General features: G+C 59.6%; 17 protein-coding genes, 6 tRNA genes and 1 pseudogene. 22 read left to right on the top strand and 2 right to left on the bottom strand.

Annotated features, from left to right (window positions below; genetic code table 11):
• Positions 1-60: 60 nt before the first annotated feature.
• Both DW029_RS10140 and DW029_RS10145 read left to right on the top strand, forming a co-directional pair.
• A pseudogene (locus DW029_RS10140) lies at positions 61-828 on the top strand (transposase); the annotation flags it as partial.
• Positions 803-1849 carry a hypothetical protein gene (locus DW029_RS10145; protein ID WP_118346013.1) on the top strand — a complete coding sequence of 349 codons (1047 nt, stop codon included), beginning with the start codon at positions 803-805 and terminating at the stop codon, positions 1847-1849. The pseudogene DW029_RS10140 and the gene DW029_RS10145, both read left to right, overlap by 26 nt.
• A 276-nt stretch (positions 1850-2125) precedes the next feature.
• Here the strand turns inward: DW029_RS10145 and DW029_RS10150 are convergent, their stop codons facing one another.
• Both DW029_RS10150 and DW029_RS10155 read right to left on the bottom strand, forming a co-directional pair.
• A complete protein-coding gene (locus tag DW029_RS10150; protein ID WP_118346014.1) occupies positions 2126-2842 on the bottom strand; it encodes an RloB domain-containing protein in 717 nt (238 codons plus the stop codon).
• Positions 2829-4244: an ATP/GTP-binding protein gene (locus DW029_RS10155; protein WP_118346015.1), complete on the bottom strand. Its 1416-nt coding sequence runs from the start codon at positions 4242-4244 to the stop codon at positions 2829-2831. The genes DW029_RS10150 and DW029_RS10155 overlap by 14 nt, the downstream gene beginning before the upstream one ends.
• Positions 4245-5141: 897 nt before the next feature.
• Between DW029_RS10155 and DW029_RS10160 the strand changes: the two genes are divergently transcribed.
• The 20 genes from DW029_RS10160 to DW029_RS10260 all read left to right on the top strand — a co-directional run bounded on the left by DW029_RS10160 (position 5142) and on the right by DW029_RS10260 (position 19862).
• Positions 5142-5810 (top strand): DUF3990 domain-containing protein, encoded by a 669-nt coding sequence (locus DW029_RS10160; RefSeq protein WP_118346016.1) that lies wholly within the window; start codon positions 5142-5144, stop codon positions 5808-5810.
• The gene (locus tag DW029_RS10165; protein ID WP_118346017.1) at positions 5791-6480 is read left to right on the top strand and encodes a helix-turn-helix domain-containing protein; all 690 of its coding nucleotides are present in this window, start codon (positions 5791-5793) and stop codon (positions 6478-6480) included. Before DW029_RS10160 ends, DW029_RS10165 begins: the two co-directional genes overlap by 20 nt.
• Before the next feature lie 193 nt (positions 6481-6673).
• Entirely contained in the window at positions 6674-7189 is a 516-nt protein-coding gene (locus DW029_RS10175) for a Fic family protein (protein ID WP_118346019.1), read from the top strand.
• 45 nt (positions 7190-7234) lie between these two features.
• Entirely contained in the window at positions 7235-8023 is a 789-nt protein-coding gene (locus DW029_RS10180; RefSeq protein WP_118346020.1) for a DUF3825 domain-containing protein, read from the top strand.
• Positions 8024-8160: 137 nt separating this feature from the next.
• A tRNA-Val gene (locus DW029_RS10185) sits at positions 8161-8235 on the top strand.
• Between the two features lie 369 nt (positions 8236-8604).
• Entirely contained in the window at positions 8605-9762 is a 1158-nt protein-coding gene (locus tag DW029_RS10190) for a hypothetical protein (protein ID WP_118346021.1), read from the top strand.
• Positions 9763-10129: 367 nt separating this feature from the next.
• Positions 10130-10202, top strand: a tRNA-Ala gene (locus DW029_RS10195).
• 200 nt (positions 10203-10402) lie between these two features.
• Positions 10403-10478 (top strand) — tRNA-Ile (locus DW029_RS10200).
• A 446-nt stretch (positions 10479-10924) separates the two neighbouring features.
• Positions 10925-10997, top strand: a tRNA-Ala gene (locus DW029_RS10205).
• A 200-nt stretch (positions 10998-11197) separates the two neighbouring features.
• Positions 11198-11273: transfer RNA gene (locus tag DW029_RS10210), tRNA-Ile, on the top strand.
• A gap of 446 nt (positions 11274-11719) precedes the next feature.
• Positions 11720-11792: transfer RNA gene (locus DW029_RS10215), tRNA-Ala, on the top strand.
• Positions 11793-11867: 75 nt separating this feature from the next.
• Entirely contained in the window at positions 11868-13904 is a 2037-nt protein-coding gene (locus tag DW029_RS10220; protein WP_118346022.1) for an ABC-F family ATP-binding cassette domain-containing protein, read from the top strand.
• Positions 13891-14187 carry a hypothetical protein gene (locus DW029_RS10225; protein ID WP_233543871.1) on the top strand — a complete coding sequence of 99 codons (297 nt, stop codon included), beginning with the start codon at positions 13891-13893 and terminating at the stop codon, positions 14185-14187. Before DW029_RS10220 ends, DW029_RS10225 begins: the two co-directional genes overlap by 14 nt.
• A gap of 9 nt (positions 14188-14196) precedes the next feature.
• A complete protein-coding gene (locus DW029_RS10230; protein WP_118346023.1) occupies positions 14197-14880 on the top strand; it encodes a site-2 protease family protein in 684 nt (227 codons plus the stop codon).
• An 84-nt stretch (positions 14881-14964) separates the two neighbouring features.
• Entirely contained in the window at positions 14965-15774 is an 810-nt protein-coding gene (locus DW029_RS10235) for a ScpA family protein (protein WP_118346024.1), read from the top strand.
• An 11-nt stretch (positions 15775-15785) separates the two neighbouring features.
• Complete coding sequence (scpB, locus tag DW029_RS10240) at positions 15786-16514, top strand: SMC-Scp complex subunit ScpB (protein ID WP_118346025.1); 729 nt, start codon at positions 15786-15788, stop codon at positions 16512-16514.
• Positions 16501-17475, top strand: a complete 975-nt coding sequence (locus DW029_RS10245) for a pseudouridine synthase (RefSeq protein WP_118346026.1) — start codon at positions 16501-16503, stop codon at positions 17473-17475. Before scpB ends, DW029_RS10245 begins: the two co-directional genes overlap by 14 nt.
• A 66-nt stretch (positions 17476-17541) precedes the next feature.
• Positions 17542-18228: a (d)CMP kinase gene (gene cmk, locus DW029_RS10250; protein ID WP_118346027.1), complete on the top strand. Its 687-nt coding sequence runs from the start codon at positions 17542-17544 to the stop codon at positions 18226-18228.
• A gap of 3 nt (positions 18229-18231) precedes the next feature.
• Positions 18232-18960, top strand: a complete 729-nt coding sequence (locus DW029_RS10255) for a lysophospholipid acyltransferase family protein (protein ID WP_118346028.1) — start codon at positions 18232-18234, stop codon at positions 18958-18960.
• Positions 18961-18962: 2 nt separating this feature from the next.
• Complete coding sequence (locus DW029_RS10260) at positions 18963-19862, top strand: 4-hydroxy-3-methylbut-2-enyl diphosphate reductase (protein ID WP_118346029.1); 900 nt, start codon at positions 18963-18965, stop codon at positions 19860-19862.

A 19862-nucleotide genomic window follows, 5' to 3' on the forward strand; every position in this document is an offset into this window, starting at 1 on the left:
GCAGCATGATTCCTCTCAATTCCGTGTCCGAAATCTTGACACAGGTCATGCCGCCGCGAGGGGCGCGTCGCCTCCACCGCCGTGGTCACCGCCATCGGCTGCGATGCGGGCGGCTGGAGGCGCGTCCTGGGCGTCGACGTGGTTGACACCGAGTCTTACGACTCGTGGCTCGCCTTCCTGCGGGCTATCCGCTCGCGCGGGGCGGCGGGCGTGCGGCTCGTCGTCTCGGACGCCCACCCGGGGCTCGTCCGGGCGCTCGGCGAGGTCTTCCAGGGCGCCGCGTGGCAGCGCTGCGCGGTCCACCTCATGCGCGACTGCATGCGCGAGGCCGGCTCCTGGCAGCTCAGGCGCCGCGTGGGCAGGATCGTGTCGCAGGTGTTCCGCGGGCGCGACGCCGCCACCGTGACGGCCATGTACCACGCGGCGTGCGACATGCTGGCGGGGTGCTGCCCCAGGGCGGCGGCCGTGCTGGAGGAGGCCGAGCCCGACGCGCTGGCCTACCTCGACTTCCCGCCGGCCCACTGGAAGCGCCTGCGCACCAACAACGTGCAGGAGAGGACCAACCGGGAGATAAAGCGCAGGTCGCGCGTCGTGCAGGTGTTCCCGTCCACGGGCTCGCTGGTGCGGCTCGCGGGCGCGGTCATGTGCGAGCAGGACGAGATATGGCAGGAGTCCAGGTACTTCTCGGAGGCGAGGATGAACGAGCTCTACGATGACGGTCGCACCCGGGGGATCGACGGTCCCGTCGAGTGGGCGCGGCTTGAGGCGGAGGCCAGGAAGATGCTCGAGTCCGGCCTCGAGCTTGCGGACAGGGTCGAGGCGGCATAGGATATCAACCGTATTCCAGGTTCCAGGACGCCGGGCCGACTCGCTTCGGATCGGGCGCTACACCAACTTTCTCGACACTACCGCCTGGACCGATACCGACCACCTGGAGCTTAACGGCTACACGGGCGAGGCCATCGGCGCCGACGGCGACCTGTTGGTGACGCTGACCGGGCAGAACACTGTTGTCGAGACGAGCGCGCCCGACGTGGACATCTCGCGGTGCGGCATGGAGGTGTGGGGCGATCTGACGCTCCGCGGCACCGGGTCGCTGGCGGCCACGGGCTCGCAGTGCGGGATCTACGTGTCGGGGACGCTCGCGGTGGACGGCTGCAAGGTTGACGCGCGGGCCGACGGCGCCGGCATCCCGGACGCGCGGGTGGCCGGCGTGATCGCGGACGGTCTTGCCGTTCGCGGCGGTGGGCGCGTTGTCGCCGCGGGCTCGGGCTCCGGGGCGTGCGTGCGCGCCTATGGTGTGTGTCTGCTGGGCGGGGCTGCTGGCGGCGGCGCGGCCGGGCAGCTTGCCGTCGATGCGTCCTGGCTGGATGCGTCGGGCACCGACGGCGGCGTCGCCTGCCTGGGCGGGTCGCTTGCATCCGCACGCTTTGTGGCACCTGCGGGCGGGGCCTTTGGTGCAGGCGGCGTGGTGGATGCCGACGGGTCCGTGGCGGCGCACGTGGTGATTGAGCCCGCTGGCGCCACCGCACCGGCGGGGGAGACCGTTACACCAGGCGGCGAGGTGCCGGGGGATGGCACGGGCGAGCCTTCTGGTGGCGCCGACCCTGCCGCGGGGCAACCCGGTACGGGACCTGCGACGGATCCTGCGGTGAAACCCGCAGTCGCGACAAAGACGACAACCACGACGGCGGTGACCAAGACCGCGGTCGCCAAGGCCTCAAACACCAAGTCCGCAACCGCGACTTCCTCATCACTTCCCAAGACCGCCGACAGCCATTGGATCGCAATATCCCCGGTACTTTTCCTGCTAGGGATGGCACTTCTCAGTGCAGCGCATCGATGCTAATTTGCCTGTACTCAAAATATGTTGTGGACTCGGGCGTTAACCCATTTGTTCTCTACTAAAATACGGCGAATCAGAACCCTCAATATCACGCTTGGGCACCGGGGCCTGCACGGACCTCGTTGCCCAAGTTGTTACCAGTGAAAGCTCTCGCTAGCCTCACATGCGTTATCCCCGGCAGGTTGGCGAAAAATAGTGTTGGCGACTTCGTCCATGAACGTATTCGATTGGCCCTGCAACCAAATCGATTGGCCCTGCAACCAAGCCTTTTGCATCGCCTTACAAATCGATGGCCCCATCTTCAATTACGCCCTTAATAGTCTTTGCGACATTAGAGGTCAAGCGCCCAACGGCAAGATCGGGGTTCTGATTGAGCTTTGTCTCGGCGACTAGTGCTATTTCGAAATTTGCAGCAAGGTCGCCAATGTGATGGTTGGTTTTCGGATTCATTCCAAGTTCATCACTAGCAAGCTTTTCAATAAACCGACGCCGACTGCCTGGAGCGTGACCATTTTCTTCTATCTCCTGTCTATGCGGCAAAATAGTGGCCTCGAGGGCACCACGCTTATGCAACATCAAGTAAAGCTCAAAACTCGGATATGTCACGGCCACCTCAATCCGTGCAGCTCGAAAGTCGGCTAGCAACGTCGCATATCCATCAGGGTCGTCCTTAAAGACGTCAACGTCGAAAACAACTACAACGCGATCAGTATCTTTTATGAACTCGCCCCCATTAGCCTGACCGTTGATAACGGCAACAGCGTGCTCCAATAATTTTCTGGGTGAGGACTGGTTTTTCTCACGCTCAGTTCTTTCAACAGGCTTTAGCTCGATTAGTTCCGGCTTTCCTTCTTTGGCTAGTCGCGTTGCAAGAGAGTCAAAGTACCAGTATTCCGTATTTGCTCCTTCGCCGATAAGAAAACACTTGGATTTTGGCTTTTCGACTTTCCATTCATTTCTGCTAGACCAGGTGTCAAGAGAGTTAAGCGGAGGCATCGGATTCCCCAATCACTCCTAGCGCACTGAGTGCTCTTCCTGTTGATAAAACCGGTATGCCACCATAACGACCCTCTAGATATTGCTTATTAACACGGGCATCGGATCTTGCTCTGTTGTCTGCAAACTTATCGAGTGGGAACAGGACCGAATGACCCTGACCGTTACGCTCGACAAACCAGATTTCATCACGCCTAAAATATTCAAAACTCATGATTGCATTTTCATGAGTTGTGAATACCAGCTGGCAGTCGTCCTGCGCGTGGACACGGTTAAACAGCGAGACAAGCTGCTGGGTAAGCATGGGGTGAAAGCTGCGATTAAGCTCATCAATCAGGAACAGCTTGTCTTTGCTCTTAGTAAATAAGATGTCCATAAAATCGAACAATCGCTTGGTTCCGTCCGACTCTTCTCCAAAATCGAAGTCGAGAACAGAGCCCTCATGGCGTAGTTTAAGCACCGTGGCGTGCGGCTCGGACACACCCTTGCTTTCAATGCTTAGAAACACGTCGTCGCTGCGAAACGTAACAGTCGACTCTGTCTGAGGGCCAGAAGGGATATTTTCACTGACGATACGCTTAATGGAAAGCAGGGCTTCAGCAGGAATATACTTTTCGAGCTCATCCATCCCAATTTCTTGCTTGTGAAGGCTATTGATGCCCGTATCAAAGGAGGCCAGCACCTCGGCGACCTTATCCAAATTGGCACCGTGTCCATAAAACTCAGAAGACATAGGGCTTTGACCCGCACCGATGGGCGAGAAATTGGAGTTGAACCAAGAATAGACATCTGCCAATGACGCTAAAGCAGAGCCGTCTAAATAATTTCTGCCATTTGCCAGCGCCGACAAAAAGAGCTCCGATCCCATGCCTTCGCGTGCACGATGGAGGAAATCATCGCGATATACACCAAGCCTCGTTTGGTCAACTTCGGATGAGTTTTGCTCGAGACCCTGGCAATCAACGGAATCCGAACCGGTTCTCTCAAATAATTTCTCAGGCTTGTCACCGAGCTCGTAAAGCCATTCTGAAATAACTTTTAGTTGAGTTAAGTTGCAGCTGAACCCATAATCGAACGCGCGTCCATTTATATAGAGCTGAATATCGAAAACCGAGTCCTGATCTTTAAGGCCAGCGCCACACTTGCAATACTCAACCTGCGCCCCCTGAGGAAGCGCGCCATTTAAAACAACATGCCTCATAAAGAGAAGCGCGGTAAAAATCGTACTCTTACCGGAAGCGTTACCTCCATAGATAACGGCATTCCTTAAAATGCGCGCGTTATGCGAAGTTGCGCAAATATGATCTTTAAAGCGCTGGATTTTAGAGGTCGAGACCATGTCCAGTGTTATCGGGTCTTCGCCTACAGACCTAAAGTTCTTAAATGAAAATCTGATAAGCATGCCGTCTCCTAGGTGATCAGCTACCTCACATTAACCTGGTAGTTATCAGCAGAATAGTATTTGACGATTTTTTCGTCAAATAGGTTTACGTTATTTAACGCATTTAATAATGGGTTTAAATCGATTAAATTAATTTTATTCACAACGCACTGCACCTAAGCAACTCTTAAAACCAATGCTAGATCGACGCGGTCACATCCCATTTACTGCCATGGCTTGAATGTCGTTTTACTGGACAGGGCCTTTGGGGCCGACAGCATGGTAGACGCAGGCTCAATGACGGCGACGCACGTTGTTGTAGAGCCCGAGGGCGCCACCGTCCCGACAGGGGAGACCGATACATCTGGCGGCGAGGCGCCGGGGGATGACGGGTCCACTGCCGATGTTGACCCTGCTAATAGAGGGGCCGCTACGGAACAGGTGACGCACCCCACGGTGAAGCCCGCAATCGCGACAAAGACGACAAGCACGACGGCGGTGACCACGGTCGCCAAGACCTCAAACCCCAAGACTGCAACCGCGACTTCCTCATCACTTCCCAAGACCGTCGACGCCATTGGATTGCCGTGTCCGCATTGCTGTTCGTGCTGGGAACAGCAGCTCTCAAAGCTGCACGCCGCTGCTGATGCTCCCGATTTCCGGAAGTGTGGGGAAAATCAGAACCAGCCGAGCACACTGCCCTATTCTCGCAAAGAAACTGCGGGTAGAGGCGTTGGTGCGCTCCAGTGTGGGCAACAAGTCAGAATTATGCCGCATACTTCCGGACTCGGAGAGTCTTGGAAGCCAGTATTGAACTCAAACTCGGTTTCATGCACCCCCTTGCTCTTTGAATACAGGTATCGCCCTAGCGATAGTGTGCTAAACTATCGCTAGGGCGATACCTGTAAGGAGACTCATGTGGAACTGTGGCATGGTTCTCAGATAATCATTGAGACTCCCCAGCTTGGCCTGGGGAAAGTCCATAACGACTATGGACAGGGATTCTATTGCACAGAGAGCCTCGACCTTGCAAGGGAATGGGCGTGCTCGCGTGATGCCGATGGCTTTGCGAATCGCTATGAACTCGATATAGCAGATCTCAATATTCTCGACTTGCTATCGCCGCAATATTGCGTCCTGCATTGGATAGCGTTGCTCGTTGAGCATCGTTCTTTTCGCAAAGATACCGCCATTGCCGCGGGGGCGTGCAAATATCTCCACGATCATTTTCTACCTGACACTAGCGTTTGCGACGTAATAAGGGGATGGCGTGCGGACAACTCGTACTTTAGCTATGCCAGAGCTTTTGTGAACAATACGATTACCATCGATCAGCTTGGTCGATCTATGAGGCTTGGCAACTTGGGAGAGCAGATTGTGCTTAAAAGTGAGCGCGCGTTTAAGAGCATTCGTTTTGCTGGATTTGAACGTGCGCCACAAGCTCTGTATGGTCCATTGGCCAAGGAGCGAGATGTAGCGGCAAGGGCGCAGTATCGGGAGCTACTTGCCGAAAATCCGTTTGAGGGAATTCGTATCGTCGATATCATTCGAGAGGGGATGACGGACGATGACCCACGCCTACAGTGAGATGTATCTCGAGGATGCCATGAGAACGCTGGGAGAGGCGGTCGATTTTGCTCTCTGTGACCAAGGGATGACCCCAGCCGAGTTGACGGCGATCCTGTCGAACGCTCTTGAGATGAAACAGTTTGAGCGCGGTATGCCTCGCGTCGTCTGCGGCATGTCGGGCGACGAGCTCGCGCGCGATATTATCGCCCATGCGGGACTAAGCCCCGTCGAATGCAGGGAGACCTATCCGTCCGACCGTTCGCCTCAGTATTGGGCGGGCTGGGTTTTGGCCTATGCGCAATGGATGTGCAGCTTGTGTTTTAGCGACCTTCTTGAAGTCGCCCCGCTCGATTGGATCATCGGTTCGTACCATCCGCTTCACGAGGCCTCCGAAGACAAATTCGCCCAGATTGTCATTGTAAAATGGAACAACGCCCAGGCAGACAAAAAGGGCCTCAAAGCGGCACGAAAGGCGGCCGGCCTAACGCAAAAACAGCTCGCCGCCCAATCGGGGGTTAAACTTCGCGCCATACAACTCTACGAGCAGAACCAGCTCGACCTACGCCGCGCCTCAGTCTCCTCGGCATTGGCGCTCGCAAACACCTTAAGCTGCGCCATAGAAGACCTCGTCTGGCAACCGATCGCCCTGGAGTACGACTCGCGGGCTATTTCGTCTGTAAACCTATAGAGGAGTCAGACATGCCTTGGAGCTATGTTCAACAAGATGACGGCGCTGATTGCGTTGCTCAAGAAGATCATTCAACTGCGCACGTGGCAAATTCAGCATCACCGATTTTGCTCGACGGCGTCACGTCAATCGACGAAGCTATTCGGCTGACCATTGCGGACATACCCAACGCGCTCAGGCTCTTGGAGAACTCATGATGGCGGCTACGCAGCGGGGCGCTCATCCGTTCGCGCCGCTCGTGCTTGATGATGCCGGTTCGCTCGAAGCTATTGCCGCGGCTGTGATGTGCCTACACAGGACGCTGATGACGGTCGGGCGCTGCTATTCGACCGACGCCACAGATGGCCGGGCCGCGCTTGAGCTTGGATGCGTCGAGTCCGTGCTTGCGGGTGCATTCTGTACGTTATTCGGCCAATCGCCGGCCAATCGCTTCGCAGACATCTTTGACCAGGTCACCTACGTGGCAGAGCACATGGTCAAGGATCACATCTTTGAGGACGGTAACAAACGCACCAGCCTTGTCTTTGCGTTATCCGTCCTAAGGTTCGCCGGCACTCCGGTCGTGCTATCCGACAGCCCCGACCCCAAAAACAACCAGTACTACGCCTGGATCCAGGACCTCGTATCCGGAAACCGTACGACCAGTGGGCTCGCCGAAGAGCTGCGCCTCGGTTGCGTTGCGGGCATGGACGACCCGTCGCCCGTATAGAATCAAAGCATCCGCACGCCGGTTATTGAATGGATTGGACACCACATGGAAATCCCCAGCACCCTGTGCAGCAGTGTGTACGACTTCGCGTTTTGCCCCGAGCCCTGCTACGACCGCCTGGTCGACCTCGCCGACCCCGAGGACTGGGGCCCCAGCAACCGCATCCTCAAAAACTACCTGTCGTTTTCGTTTAGCCGCGCGGTGTTCCTGACCGAGCGCGACGCGGACCAGACCGCGCCGTCCAACCTGCCGTTGGTGTTTGACGACGACCGCTGCCTATTCAACACCGGCCTGTACACGCGCCGTTACGAGACCATCTACGGCCTGTTTGAGCCCAACACCAAACCCGACGCGCGCCAGCGCTGGTTTTTGAAGGGTTTCTTTAAGGAAAGCGACCCCATGCTGGTCTCGTTTGAGTACCTGCCGTGCCGCGTGCGCTTTGCCGAGGACCCCTCCGAGCTAGTCTTTGATTACCGCCTGCCCATCCGTTCCAACATCGACCACATTCTGGGCGACGAGGAGAACCTGACGCGCATTCCTGCCAGCCTGATGGGGGAGGGCAACTCGCTGCTGCTGCGCCGCGCCTTTGAGGGCGCCGTCGTCGAGGCTGCCCGTCGCGCAGCAGCCAACTACACGCTCGCGGTACCGCAGTTCTATGGCGGCCGGATCCAGCTGCTCTTGCCGCTGTGCCTGACCGGCGACAAGCCCGAGCTGGCGCTAACCATCCAGCGCGAGGACGGCTTTTACGCCGCGCGCACCTGCCTCACGCTCGACATGGCCTACAACAACGCGCGACTTATCTGCCGCCCCGAGACCTCATGGATTAAGCGATAAAGGGTGGTTTAGCTGCGGTTTTCCGATTGCTTTGGTTGTTTTGGCTTGGCTAGCACCCACGAATTTAAAATCGAGGGCAAAAAGTTCTTGGTAAACCACGCGCGGCTATGTTAGTATCTCTTTTGCCGAAAGGCGACGGGCGATTGGCTCAGGGGTAGAGCATATCCTTCACACGGATGGGGTCACAAGTTCGAATCTTGTATCGCCCACCATCAAAAGCGCAGGTCAGAGGTGTTAAACCTCTGGCCTTTTCTTTTTGACACCAAAATCGAAACGAAGTTACCTAAGGCGTTATATGATACGCAGTACACCTTAGGTGTCGTCATTGCGCGTTTTGCAAAATGCGTCTGCGTTCATTCATTGAATTCCCTGCGTAATCTATGTGCAATTGTGGAGACAGAGACCGCTGGCTCACAGCTTGTACCAGCGCGTTCATGCCTATGGCGGCTTTTCAACGGATTGCGTCAAGCTTTTGGTCAGCGTTTGGTCAGCTTCCCGTACTTACCCGCATGATGCCCCAGTAGATAATCGGCCATGCCCGCAATCCGCACGGCCCGAGGCCGTAACCAGGGGAGGCGCAAATGGACGAAATCGTCTGCGCAAACACTGCATTCCGCTATTGGCGCTGCCCACCGCAGGTGCGCGACCTCTACCCGCGCTTACCTAGCTCCGAAGATGGCTGGCGAGCTCTATCCCAAGCCCCTTTCGTAACCGACGTCCTCAAGACCCCGATCATCGCCGTTGCTTCGCTAGGTTGTTGTAATCACCACTCGGGATTGCGCTCTACTATTCGCTGGGAAGGGGCATCGGATGCCGGCACAACAATCGACACTCATTTAGGCTTTAGTGTCACCAATCCACTTAACACGTTATTTACTATGACACGCTTTGTGTCCCAAATAGATCTCGTGCTGGCCATGTTCGAACTTTGCGGCTGGTTTTCTGTTTTCGAGCCGGCTCCCGCTGCCGAAATGCAGCTAAAAATGGCGGTAGAGGAGAATCGCAATTCCAGCACGCAGGATTTGTTCGAACTTGGAGAGGGCGAAGACGAGGTTCCTTGGAAACGAGTTTATGCCCGCGCAACCGTTAAGGACCCAGTTAATGATAGCCAAACGAGCAAGCGTGAAGATGGAAGAGAGGTTACGAAACTCAAAGGGACTTCTCTCTGGATGAGAAAGCCGCTCATCGAACTGAGCGACCTGCATCGTTTCGCCGACAAGGTCAAAAGTCAAATGTGGGGAAAGCAGTTTTATGATGCCGCTCAGCAGGTTATCGGCATTGCTGCGTCTCCGCTCGAGGTCGCGGGGGTCCTGCTTCTAAGCCGTTCTCGATGTCTAGGTGGTTCAGGATTCAGATACGTGTACCTCAACGATTTAACCCCTCTATCCGTGGCAGCCCAAAGCATTGCAGGTCAAAAGGTCTGCTACGGCGATATCGTGATCGTAAATCCGATTCTTATGAAAGGGGCAATTATCGAAATCCAAGGCGAAGTCATTCATGGCTCAGGTGCAATACTTGACCACGATGCAGAACGCATGACTGCGTTGCAGAGCATGGGATTCGATGTATTCCTGGTGACTCACGATATGCTCAACGATTCAAAGCAGCTAGACACCATCGTCAGAAGTGTCTGCGACCGTTTAGGGATTCGCTATAAAGCCAAAACTGAGGCAATGAAGTGCGCCGAGACGAGACTGCGAGCAAATGTTTTGTGCAACTGGTTGGAAATCGGAAATTAGCCGGCGACAAGGCGCTAGAACTACCTAGTTTGCCTGTTAGTGAATTAATGTCATTTCAAAACTATGCCGGATTACGGGGCTGGACCCGGGCCGGCCGTCCATGCCCTGCATTTCACGGAATGCGCAAGTCGTCTACCTGCGGTTTTGATTTTACCGATTACGGCATGCTCGGGGGTTCCCGGCCTGGCCCCGTAAACCGGCATGGTTTTGAAATCGCCGGGTCGGCGGGAGCGCGATTGGCCCCGGTAATGGGCCTGGCGCCGGCAAGACGGCCGTTGGGCGGATGGCGGCACGCGCCGCGACTGAGAAATTTTCCAAAATTGCCCTTGCATCGGCGGGGGAGTTCCCGTATAGTACTTCTTCGCACGGGGGCGTAGCTCAGCTGGGAGAGCGCTTGACTGGCAGTCAAGAGGTCAGGGGTTCGATTCCCCTCGTCTCCACCCGAGCATTGAATGAGGCTCCAACGCAAGTTGGGGCCTTTTTTCATATAGGCACACAAGGTCAAAGGCGGCACCATGATCCTCCTGGTAGACAAGATCGTGCGTTGAACGGGCGCCGTGTGCATGGTAGTATTTCACGTCGTGGTGCAACGCTTCTCTGCATGGAAGTCATCCATTGCTTTTTCAACCACCAATCACAAGGGCTCTTGGCGCAACGGTTAGCGCAGGGGACTCATAATCCCTGGGTTCTGGGTTCGAATCCCGGAGGGCCCACCAGAGAATCAAGAGGCCGGGCAAATAACCCGGCTTCTTTTTCTATAGTTCCCACTCCATATGCCTGCCAAATTGCTTTGATAAACGTTTGCAGTTCAAATCCACGTAATAGATTATGCTGGTTAACAAGAACCATTTCAAAACCATGCCGGATTACGGGGCTGGACCCGGACCGGCCGTCCATACCCTGCATTTCACGGAATGCGCAAGTCGTCTACCTGCGGTTTTGATTTTACCGATTGCGGCGTGCTCGGGGGTTCCGGCCCGGCCCCGTAAACCGGCATGGTTTTGAGATCGCCGGGTGGGCGGGGGCGCGGTCGGCCCCGGTAATGGGCCTGGCGCCGGCAAGACGGGCGTTGGGCGGATGGCGGGCACGCGCCGCGACTGAGAAATTTTCCAAAATTGTCCTTGCATCGGCGGGGGAGTTCCCGTATAGTACTTCTTCGCACGGGGGCGTAGCTCAGCTGGGAGAGCGCTTGACTGGCAGTCAAGAGGTCAGGGGTTCGATCCCCCTCGTCTCCACCCGAGCATTGAATGAGGCTCCAACGCAAGTTGGGGCCTTTTTTCATATAGGCACACAAGGTCAAAGGCGGCACCATGATCCTCCTGGTAGACAAGATCGTGCGTTGAACGGGCGCCGTGTGCATGGTAGTATTTCACGTCGTGGTGCAACGCTTCTCTGCATGGAAGTCATCCATTGCTTTTTCAACCACCAATCACAAGGGCTCTTGGCGCAACGGTTAGCGCAGGGGACTCATAATCCCTGGGTTCTGGGTTCGAATCCCGGAGGGCCCACCAGAGAATCAAGAGGCCGGGCAAATAACCCGGCTTCTTTTTCTATAGTTCCCACTCCATATGCCTGCCAAATTGCTTTGATAAACGTTTGCAGTTCAAATCCACGTAATAGATTATGCTGGTTAACAAGAACCATTTCAAAACCATGCCGGATTACGGGGCTGGACCCGGACCGGCCGTCCATACCCTGCATTTCACGGAATGCGCAAGTCGTCTACCTGCGGTTTTGATTTTACCGATTGCGGCGTGCTCGGGGGTTCCGGCCCGGCCCCGTAAACCGGCATGGTTTTGAGATCGCCGGGTGGGCGGGGGCGCGGTCGGCCCCGGTAATGGGCCTGGCGCCGGCAAGACGGGCGTTGGGCGGATGGCGGGCACGCGCCGCGACTGAGAAATTTTCCAAAATTGTCCTTGCATCGGCGGGGGAGTTCCCGTATAGTACTTCTTCGCACGGGGGCGTAGCTCAGCTGGGAGAGCGCTTGACTGGCAGTCAAGAGGTCAGGGGTTCGATCCCCCTCGTCTCCACCCGAGCATTGAATGAGGCTCCAACGCAAGTTGGGGCCTTTTTTCATATAGGCACACAAGGTCAAAGGCGGCACCATGATCCTCCTGGTCGACAAGATCGAAAAAAGCTTCGGCGCGCGCGTCCTCTTTAGCGGCGCATCCTTCCAGATCAACCCCGGCGAGCGCTTCGCGCTCGTGGGCCCAAACGGCGCCGGCAAAACAACCCTGCTCAAGATCATCATGGGAATCGACAGCCCCGACGCCGGCCAGGTCCAGTACGCCAAGGACTGCCAGGTGGGCTACCTAGAGCAGGAAACAAACCTGGAGTACAAGGACACCACCATCCTCGCCGAGGTCATGGGCGCCGCTAAAGAAATCCGTCGCATGGGCGAGCGCGCCAACGAGCTGCAGGCCCAGATCACCGAGCTCTCCGAGCAAGGCAAGGACGTCGACGCACTCCTTAATGAGTACGGCCAGGTCCAGGACCGCTTTGAGCACCTGGGCGGCTACGAGCTCGAAAGCAACGCCCGCAAGATTCTGTCCGGCCTGGGCTTTAAGGTCACCGACTTTGAGCGCCCGTGCTCCGAGTTCTCGGGCGGCTGGCAGATGCGCATCGCGCTTGCCAAGCTCTTCCTGCGCCACCCAGACCTGCTGCTTCTGGACGAGCCCACCAACCACTTGGACCTCGAAAGCGTCCAGTGGCTGCGCGGCTTTATCGCCAACTACGACGGCGCCGTGCTCATCGTCAGCCACGACCGAGCCTTTATGGACGCCTGCGTCGACCACGTCGCCGCGCTCGAGAACCGCCGCGTGACCACCTATACCGGCAATTACAGCAGCTACCTCAAGCAGCGCGAGGACAACCTGGAGCAGATGCGCGCCAAGCGCGCCGCCCAGGAGCGTGACATCGCCCACATGCAGGTCTTCGTCGACAAGTTCCGCTACAAGCCCACCAAGGCCGCCCAGGCGCAGGAGCGCATCCGCAAAATCGAGCAGATCAAAAAGGAGCTCGTCATCCTACCCGAGGGCCACAAGCACATCGACTTTAAATTCCCCGACCCGCCGCGCTCGGGCGACATGGTCGTGGGCCTGGATGGTGTATCCAAATCCTACGGCGACAAGCACATCTACAGCGATATCGACCTCAAGCTCTACCGCGGCGAGCACGTGGCGCTCGTCGGCCCCAACGGCGCCGGCAAGTCCACGCTCATGAAGATCCTCGCCGGCCTGGAGCCGCCCACCACTGGCACCCGCGATCTGGGCACCAACGTCGGCGTCGCCTACTATGCCCAGCACGCGCTCGAGGGCATGACCGAGTCCAACACCGTCCTGCAAGAGATCGACACCGTCACGCCCAAGTGGACCGTGCCGCAGCAGCGCAGCCTGCTGGGTGCCTTCCTGTTTAGCGACAACGACGCAATCGAAAAGCAGGTACGTGTCCTCTCCGGCGGTGAAAAGGCACGTCTGGCCCTGGCAAAGATGCTTGTGGCCCCCGAGGCGCTCCTGTGCCTGGACGAGCCCACCAACCACTTGGACATCGACTCGGTGGATATGCTCGAGAACGCCCTGCAAAACTTCCCCGGCACCATCGTGCTGATCAGCCACGACGAGCACCTGGTACGCGCCGTGGCCAACCGCGTCATCGACATCCGCGACGGCAAGGTCACGGTCTACGACGGCGACTACGACTACTACCTCTACAAGCGCGAGGACCTTGCGGCCCGCGCCGCTGCCGAGGCAGCAGGGGAGAGCGCGCCGGCAGCAGCCAAGAGTGCCAAGCCCGCCAACGCCGCCCAGGCCAGCAGCTCCGCCGCGGCTCCCAAGCCGGCCGAGGGCAAAAAGACCAAGGAGCAAAAACGTGCCGAGGCCCAGGCCCGTGCCGCGCTGAACAAAAAGCTCAAGGGCGTGCGCAACCAGCTCAAGAAGATCGAGACGGAGCTCGACAAAAAGCGCGCCCGCTATGACGAGCTTATGGAATTGATGGCCAGCGAAGAGCTTTATGCCGATCAAGACAAGTTCAACGCCGCGCTAGGGGAATATAACGGCCTTAAGCAAGAGCTACCCAAGCTCGAGGACGAATGGCTGGAGCTTTCCACCCAGATCGAAGAGGAGACCGCGCGTGAACTCTCGTAAGGCCGCTGCCGTGGCGATAAGCATCATCGCCATCGCCTGTCGCATCTGCGGCATCTTTATGAGCGCGATGACCGTGCTGCTGTGCTTTAGCGGCCTCACCGCCAAGCTGCAGATCGTGGGCTTTGTCGTTGAGCTTTCACGCGCGCTGCCGAGCGCCATCGCCGGCTACGGCGTCATCACATCGCCTTTTGGCGGCGTGTTCCGCCTGGATTACGCCATCGTGGCCGTCATCCTGTTTGTGGCCGACTACCTGCTCACGCGTGCCTCGCGCCGCGTCCGCTAGGGGAGCGCCATGTCCAGCAGCTACCTCATGAACCTACTCGCCAGCGCCGTCGCCGTCATCGTTGGCATCGTCATCCACGAGAGCGCACACGCCGCCGCTGCCTGGGCGCTCGGCGACAAGACGGCCCGCTCGCGTGGCCGTGTCTCGCTCAACCCACTCAACCACATCGACCCGTTCGGTACCATCCTGCTGCCGCTGCTTATGCTCGCGGCCGGTGGCCCGGTGTTCGCCTTTGCCAAGCCGGTGCCCGTCTACCTCAACAACCTTAAGCACCCCAAGCGCGACGAGGTCCTGGTGAGCGTGGCCGGCCCTGCGTCGAACATCGCCCTCGCGTGCCTCGCGGCCGCCCTCATGCACGCAACGTACGGCAACCTCTACACCAGCATGTCCTTTGCCGTGTCATCACAGATCATGAACTTTGGCGCCACGTTCATCGTGGTCAACCTATCGCTCGCGTTCTTCAACCTCATCCCGATTCCGCCGCTCGACGGATCGTCGATCATCGTGCCCTTCCTCAAGGGCAAGGCACTCGCCAACTACTATCGTCTGCAGCAATACGCCATGCCTATCCTCATCATTGTGCTGTACCTGCTGCCTATGTGGACCGGCATCGATGTGATCGGCCGCTATTTCGACGTTACCGTGTATCCGCTTGCTGAGCAGCTGCTCAACTTCGCAATCGCCGGCATCTAAGGTAAACTTACAGGTCGACCGTGCAAAACGGTCGAAACATGCACCCAAACCGCGCCGCGAAGGCGCCGTCAAAGGAGGTCGAAGATGTCGTATCGCGTGTCGACGCAGGTCTACAGCGGACCGTTCGACCTGCTGCTGCAGCTGGTAACCCGCCAAAAAGTAGATATCGGCGCCATCTCCATCAGCGAGGTGGCCGAGCAGTACCTTGCCGAGGCCGAGCGCATCGAGGCGCTGGACCTGGACGTGGCGAGCGACTTTTTGCTGGTCGCGGCAACCCTTTTGGACATCAAGGCCGCCTCGCTGGTGCCGCAGGAAGCCCCGCGCAAAGCCGAAGACGATGACGAGATCGACGAAGACCTCGAGGAACTTAGCGCGCTCGACGGCGACGCCTTGCGCGAGGTCCTGATCCAGCGCCTGATCGCCTACAAGCAGTTTAAGGGCGCGGCTGCGGCCCTCGGTGCCCGCATGCAGGCCGAAAGCCGCATGCACCCGCGTGTGGCCGGCCCCGACCCGGAGTTTTTGGGCCTCATGCCCGACTACCTGGCTGGCATCACCCTGCGCGGCCTGGCCGTCATCTGTGCCGACCTGGACGGCAAGCGCCAGACCTTCCTGCTGGAGGCCGAGCATGTGGCGCCGCATCGCGTGCCGCTCGACCTGACCGTGGCCTCTGTCGACCGCTTTACCATGGCGCACCAAACCTGCACCTTCCGCGAGCTGTTGGACGGCGACGCCACCACCGAGCAGCTCGTCGTTACCTTCCTGGCCATGCTCGAGCTCGCCAAACGCGGCTCGCTCACGCTGAGCCAGGACGAGATCTTCGGAACCATCTGCATCAACCGAGTCGAGGGAGCCGAGGCATACGTGCCCGGCGAGGGCCCCGAGCTCACCGAATAGGAGCGGCAACCATGTCAACCCTTTCCACGCTAGAGGCAAACAGCCTCAAAGGCGCCCTCGAGGCGCTGCTGCTGGTCTCGAGCGACCCCGTGAGCGCGCCCGCGCTGGCAGGCGCGCTGGACATCGCCCCCGGCGAGTGCGTGTCGCTGTTGGCCGAGCTCAAGGTAGAGTATGAGGAGGCCAACCGCGGCTTTCAGCTGCGCGAGGTCGCCGGCGGTTGGCGCCTGTTTACGCACCCCGCCTACCACGACGTAGTCGAGGCCTATGTGTTGAGCTGGGACACGCAAAAGCTGTCGCAAGCAGCGCTCGAAACCCTGGCCGTCATCGCATACCACCAGCCTGTGACGCGCGAGGTGGTCAAGGGCATCCGCGGCGTCAATTCCGACGGCGTCATCGCGTCGCTCGTCGACAAGGGCCTGGTGCGTGAGCTCGGCCGCGACCCCCAGCGCGGTCAGGCCATCATCTACGGCACGACCAACGCCTTCTTGGAAAAGTTCGGTCTGCGCTCCACCCGCGACCTGCCCGACCTTGAGCAGTTTGCCCCCGACGAGCAGTCGCGTCAGTTTATCCGCGAGCGCCTGAGCGGCCGCAGCATTCAGTCCACGCTCGAGGAGCAGGCCGATGACCTGGACGAAGAGCGCGAACTGCTCGATACCGATGTTGAAGATGTTGAGGCAGTCGAGGACTTGGAGACCCTGGTCGTCGACGAGACCTCGGAGGATTTGCATGACGAGGACTAACGAAGTAGGGGAGACGCGCGCAGGCGCTGCGGTGCCCAACGCGGATACGCACGAGTCCGACGCCCAGCCCGTCTATCCGCACACCATGCGCCTGCAGCGCTTTTTGGCGCGCGCGGGCGTGGCGAGCCGCCGTGGCTCGGAGGACCTGATGACCGCCGGCCGCGTGACCGTCAACGGCGAGGTCGCGACCGAACTGGGCACCAAGGTCGACGTCGACCGCGACCATATCGAGGTCGACGGCATGCCCGTCAAGCTCAACCAGGGCGCCGTGTACCTGATGCTCTACAAGCCGACCGGCTACCTCACCACCATGAGCGATCCGCAGGAGCGCCCTTGCGTGGCCGACCTGGTCCCCCGCGACCGCTTTCCGGGACTTTTCCCGGTGGGCCGCCTGGACCGCGACACCACGGGCCTTTTGCTCTTTACCACCGACGGCGACCTGTCGCAGGACCTGCTGCACCCCAGCAAGCACGTCTACAAGACCTACCAGGCGCTCGTTGACGGGACGCTGACCGACCGCGATCTCACGCCGCTCCGCCGTGGCATCGAGCTCGACGACGGCCTGTGCCAGCCGGCGATCTGCCGCGTCATCAACGCGCGCGAAGCCGAGGCTGTGGCACCGCAAGGTGTGAAGCCCGGCACCACAGCCGTGGAGGTCATTATCCGCGAGGGCCGCAAAAATCAGGTCAAGCGCATGCTAAGCAAGATCCACCATCCGGTAATCCGTCTGCATCGCTGCAACTTTGCCGGCCTTGAGCTCGAGGGCGTGGCCAAGGGCTCGTGGCGCGAGCTCACCGACTGCGAGGTGCAGATCCTCAAGTCCGGCGGCATCCCGCCTAAGCAGGCCGTCGGCAAGCACGGTGCCGCGCCGGCGACCAACACCGCCAGCCGCACGCGTCACCACGGCAGCCACGGCTCCGCACCCAAGCGCAACACCTACCGCGAGCGCTACGCGGGCTAGGCAACCCGCCGCGCCCCATCGCCCGCGAACCATACCAGCACGTCACCCATCGAAAGGAAGCATTGCATGATCGTCGCCATCGACGGCCCCGCCGGTTCCGGCAAGTCCACCATCGCCAAGGAGATCGCCCGTCAGCTGGGCTTTAACAAGCTCGACACGGGCGCCATGTATCGCGCCGTCACCTTCGCCGCGCTCGATCGCGGCGTCGATCTGGACGACGAGGCGGCAATCGAAGCCCTCGCCGAGCAGATCGAGATCCGCTTTACCAACGGCACCGGAGAGGACACGCGCCTAACCATTGACGGCCAGGACGCTTCGGCCGCCATCCGTACCCCGCAGGTCGACGCCAACGTGTCCAAGGTCTCGGCCTATCCGGGCGTGCGCGCCGCCATGCTCATCCATCAGCGCCGTGCCGCCGAGGACCGCGATATCGTGGCCGAGGGTCGCGACATCGGCACCGTCGTGTTCCCCAACGCCCAGGTCAAGATCTTCCTGACTGCCGACCCGCGTGAGCGCGCCCGCCGCCGCGTGCTGCAGCGTCACCAAAACGACGCCCAGCCGCTCACGTCCGAGCAGCTCGAGGCCGAGGTCGACGAGACCCTCGACGCCCTTAAGCAGCGCGACAAGCTTGACAGCAGCCGCGAGGTCGCCCCGCTCGTGCCCGCCGAGGACGCCGTGCACGTCGACTCCACCGCCCACACCATCGACGAGGTCGTCCGCATTATCGAGGACCTCATCAACCAAAGGAGGTAGCCCATGCGCCTGTTTAAGCAGACGCCCGAGGATTATTACAACGCCCCCTATGCCGAGTTCCCGGCGCTCATCCGCGGCACCGTCGTCGTGGTCATGGCCATCCTGTGGGCCTTCTCCAAGCTCATGTGGCGTTGGAAGGTCGAGGACGCTGACCTGCTGTTTGAGCGCCAGGACGGACGCGGCAGCGTGGTCATCTGCAACCACACCTCGATGGCCGAGCTCTTGGCCGTGGAGACGGCGCTGTACTTTGGCGGCCGCCGCGTGCGTCCCATCTTTAAATCCGAATTCGCCAAGACCGGGATCGTACGCTGGGCCTTTAGCCGCGTGGGCGGCATTCCCGTGGAGCGCGGCACCGCCGACATGAAGTGCCTGCGCGCCGCCCAGCATGCGCTGCAGCGCGGCGAGGACGTCCTGATCTTCCCCGAGGGCACGCGCATCCGCTCGCGCGAGATCAAGCCCGAGGTCCATGGCGGTTTTGCGCTCATCGCTCAGATGGGCAAGGCGCCCGTCAACCCACTTGCCATCTGTGGCTGGTCCGACATCACGCCCGCGGGCAAAAAGCTCATGCGTCCCAAGAAGTGCTGGATTCGTGCCGGCAAGGCCGTCACGCTTTCGGACGCGCCGGCCGGGCTTAAGCGTACGGAGCGCTTGGCCTGGTTTGAATCCGAAGCCATGAACCGTGTCTATAAGATGCGCGACGAGCTGTGCGCTGAGCATCCGGGCAGGTTCTAGCCATGAGCGACAACGTGACAAACACTGCCGCGACTACGTCCGACCAGGACAACGCGCCCACTATCGAGATCGCAGCCCACGCCGGCACTTGCTATGGCGTACAGCGTGCGCTCGATATGGCGCTAGCCGCCGCGCCGCAGGCAGGGGAGAGCGTTCAGGTCCACACGCTGGGACCGCTCATCCATAACCCGATCGTGGTGCGCGAGCTCGCCGAGGCAGGCGTCGGTCTGGCCGACACCTTGGACGACGCCACATCGGACACCGTGATCATCCGCGCCCACGGCGTGGTGCCGCAGGTCATCGATGCCGCTCGCGAGCGTGGCCTTAACGTCGTCGACGCCACGTGCCCCTACGTGAAGAAGGTCCATGTGGCCGCCGAGCGCCTGGTACGCGAGGGCTACCGCGTGGTAGTCGTGGGCGAGCCGGGCCACCCCGAAGTCGAGGGCATCCTGGGCCACGCCGGCAATGATGCGCAGGTCGTGAGCTGTGCCGCCGACGCCGATGCCCTGCCGCTCAAGGGCAAGGTAGGCCTCGTCGTACAGACCACCCAGACCGCGCAGAACCTCGCCGAGGTCGTGGCCGCTATCACGCCGCGCGTGCAGGAACTGCGTGTGATCAACACCATCTGCGCCGCCACGAGTGAGCGTCAACAGGCAGCAGCCACGCTTGCCAACCGCTGCGACTGCATGGTCGTGGTGGGCGGCAAGAACTCGGGCAACACCCGCCGCCTGGCACAGATTTGCGCGGACGCCTGCGAGCGCACGTATCACATCGAGGAAGCTTCCGAGCTCCAGGCCGCGTGGTTTACCGACGCTCACCACATCGGCATCACCGCCGGAGCCTCCACCCCGCAAGAACACATCGAACGCGCCGTCACGCGCATCAAGGAGCTTTGCCGCTAA

Source organism: Collinsella sp. AF38-3AC, assembly GCF_003474365.1.
In the GTDB taxonomy this organism is placed as follows: Bacteria; Actinomycetota; Coriobacteriia; order Coriobacteriales; family Coriobacteriaceae; genus Collinsella.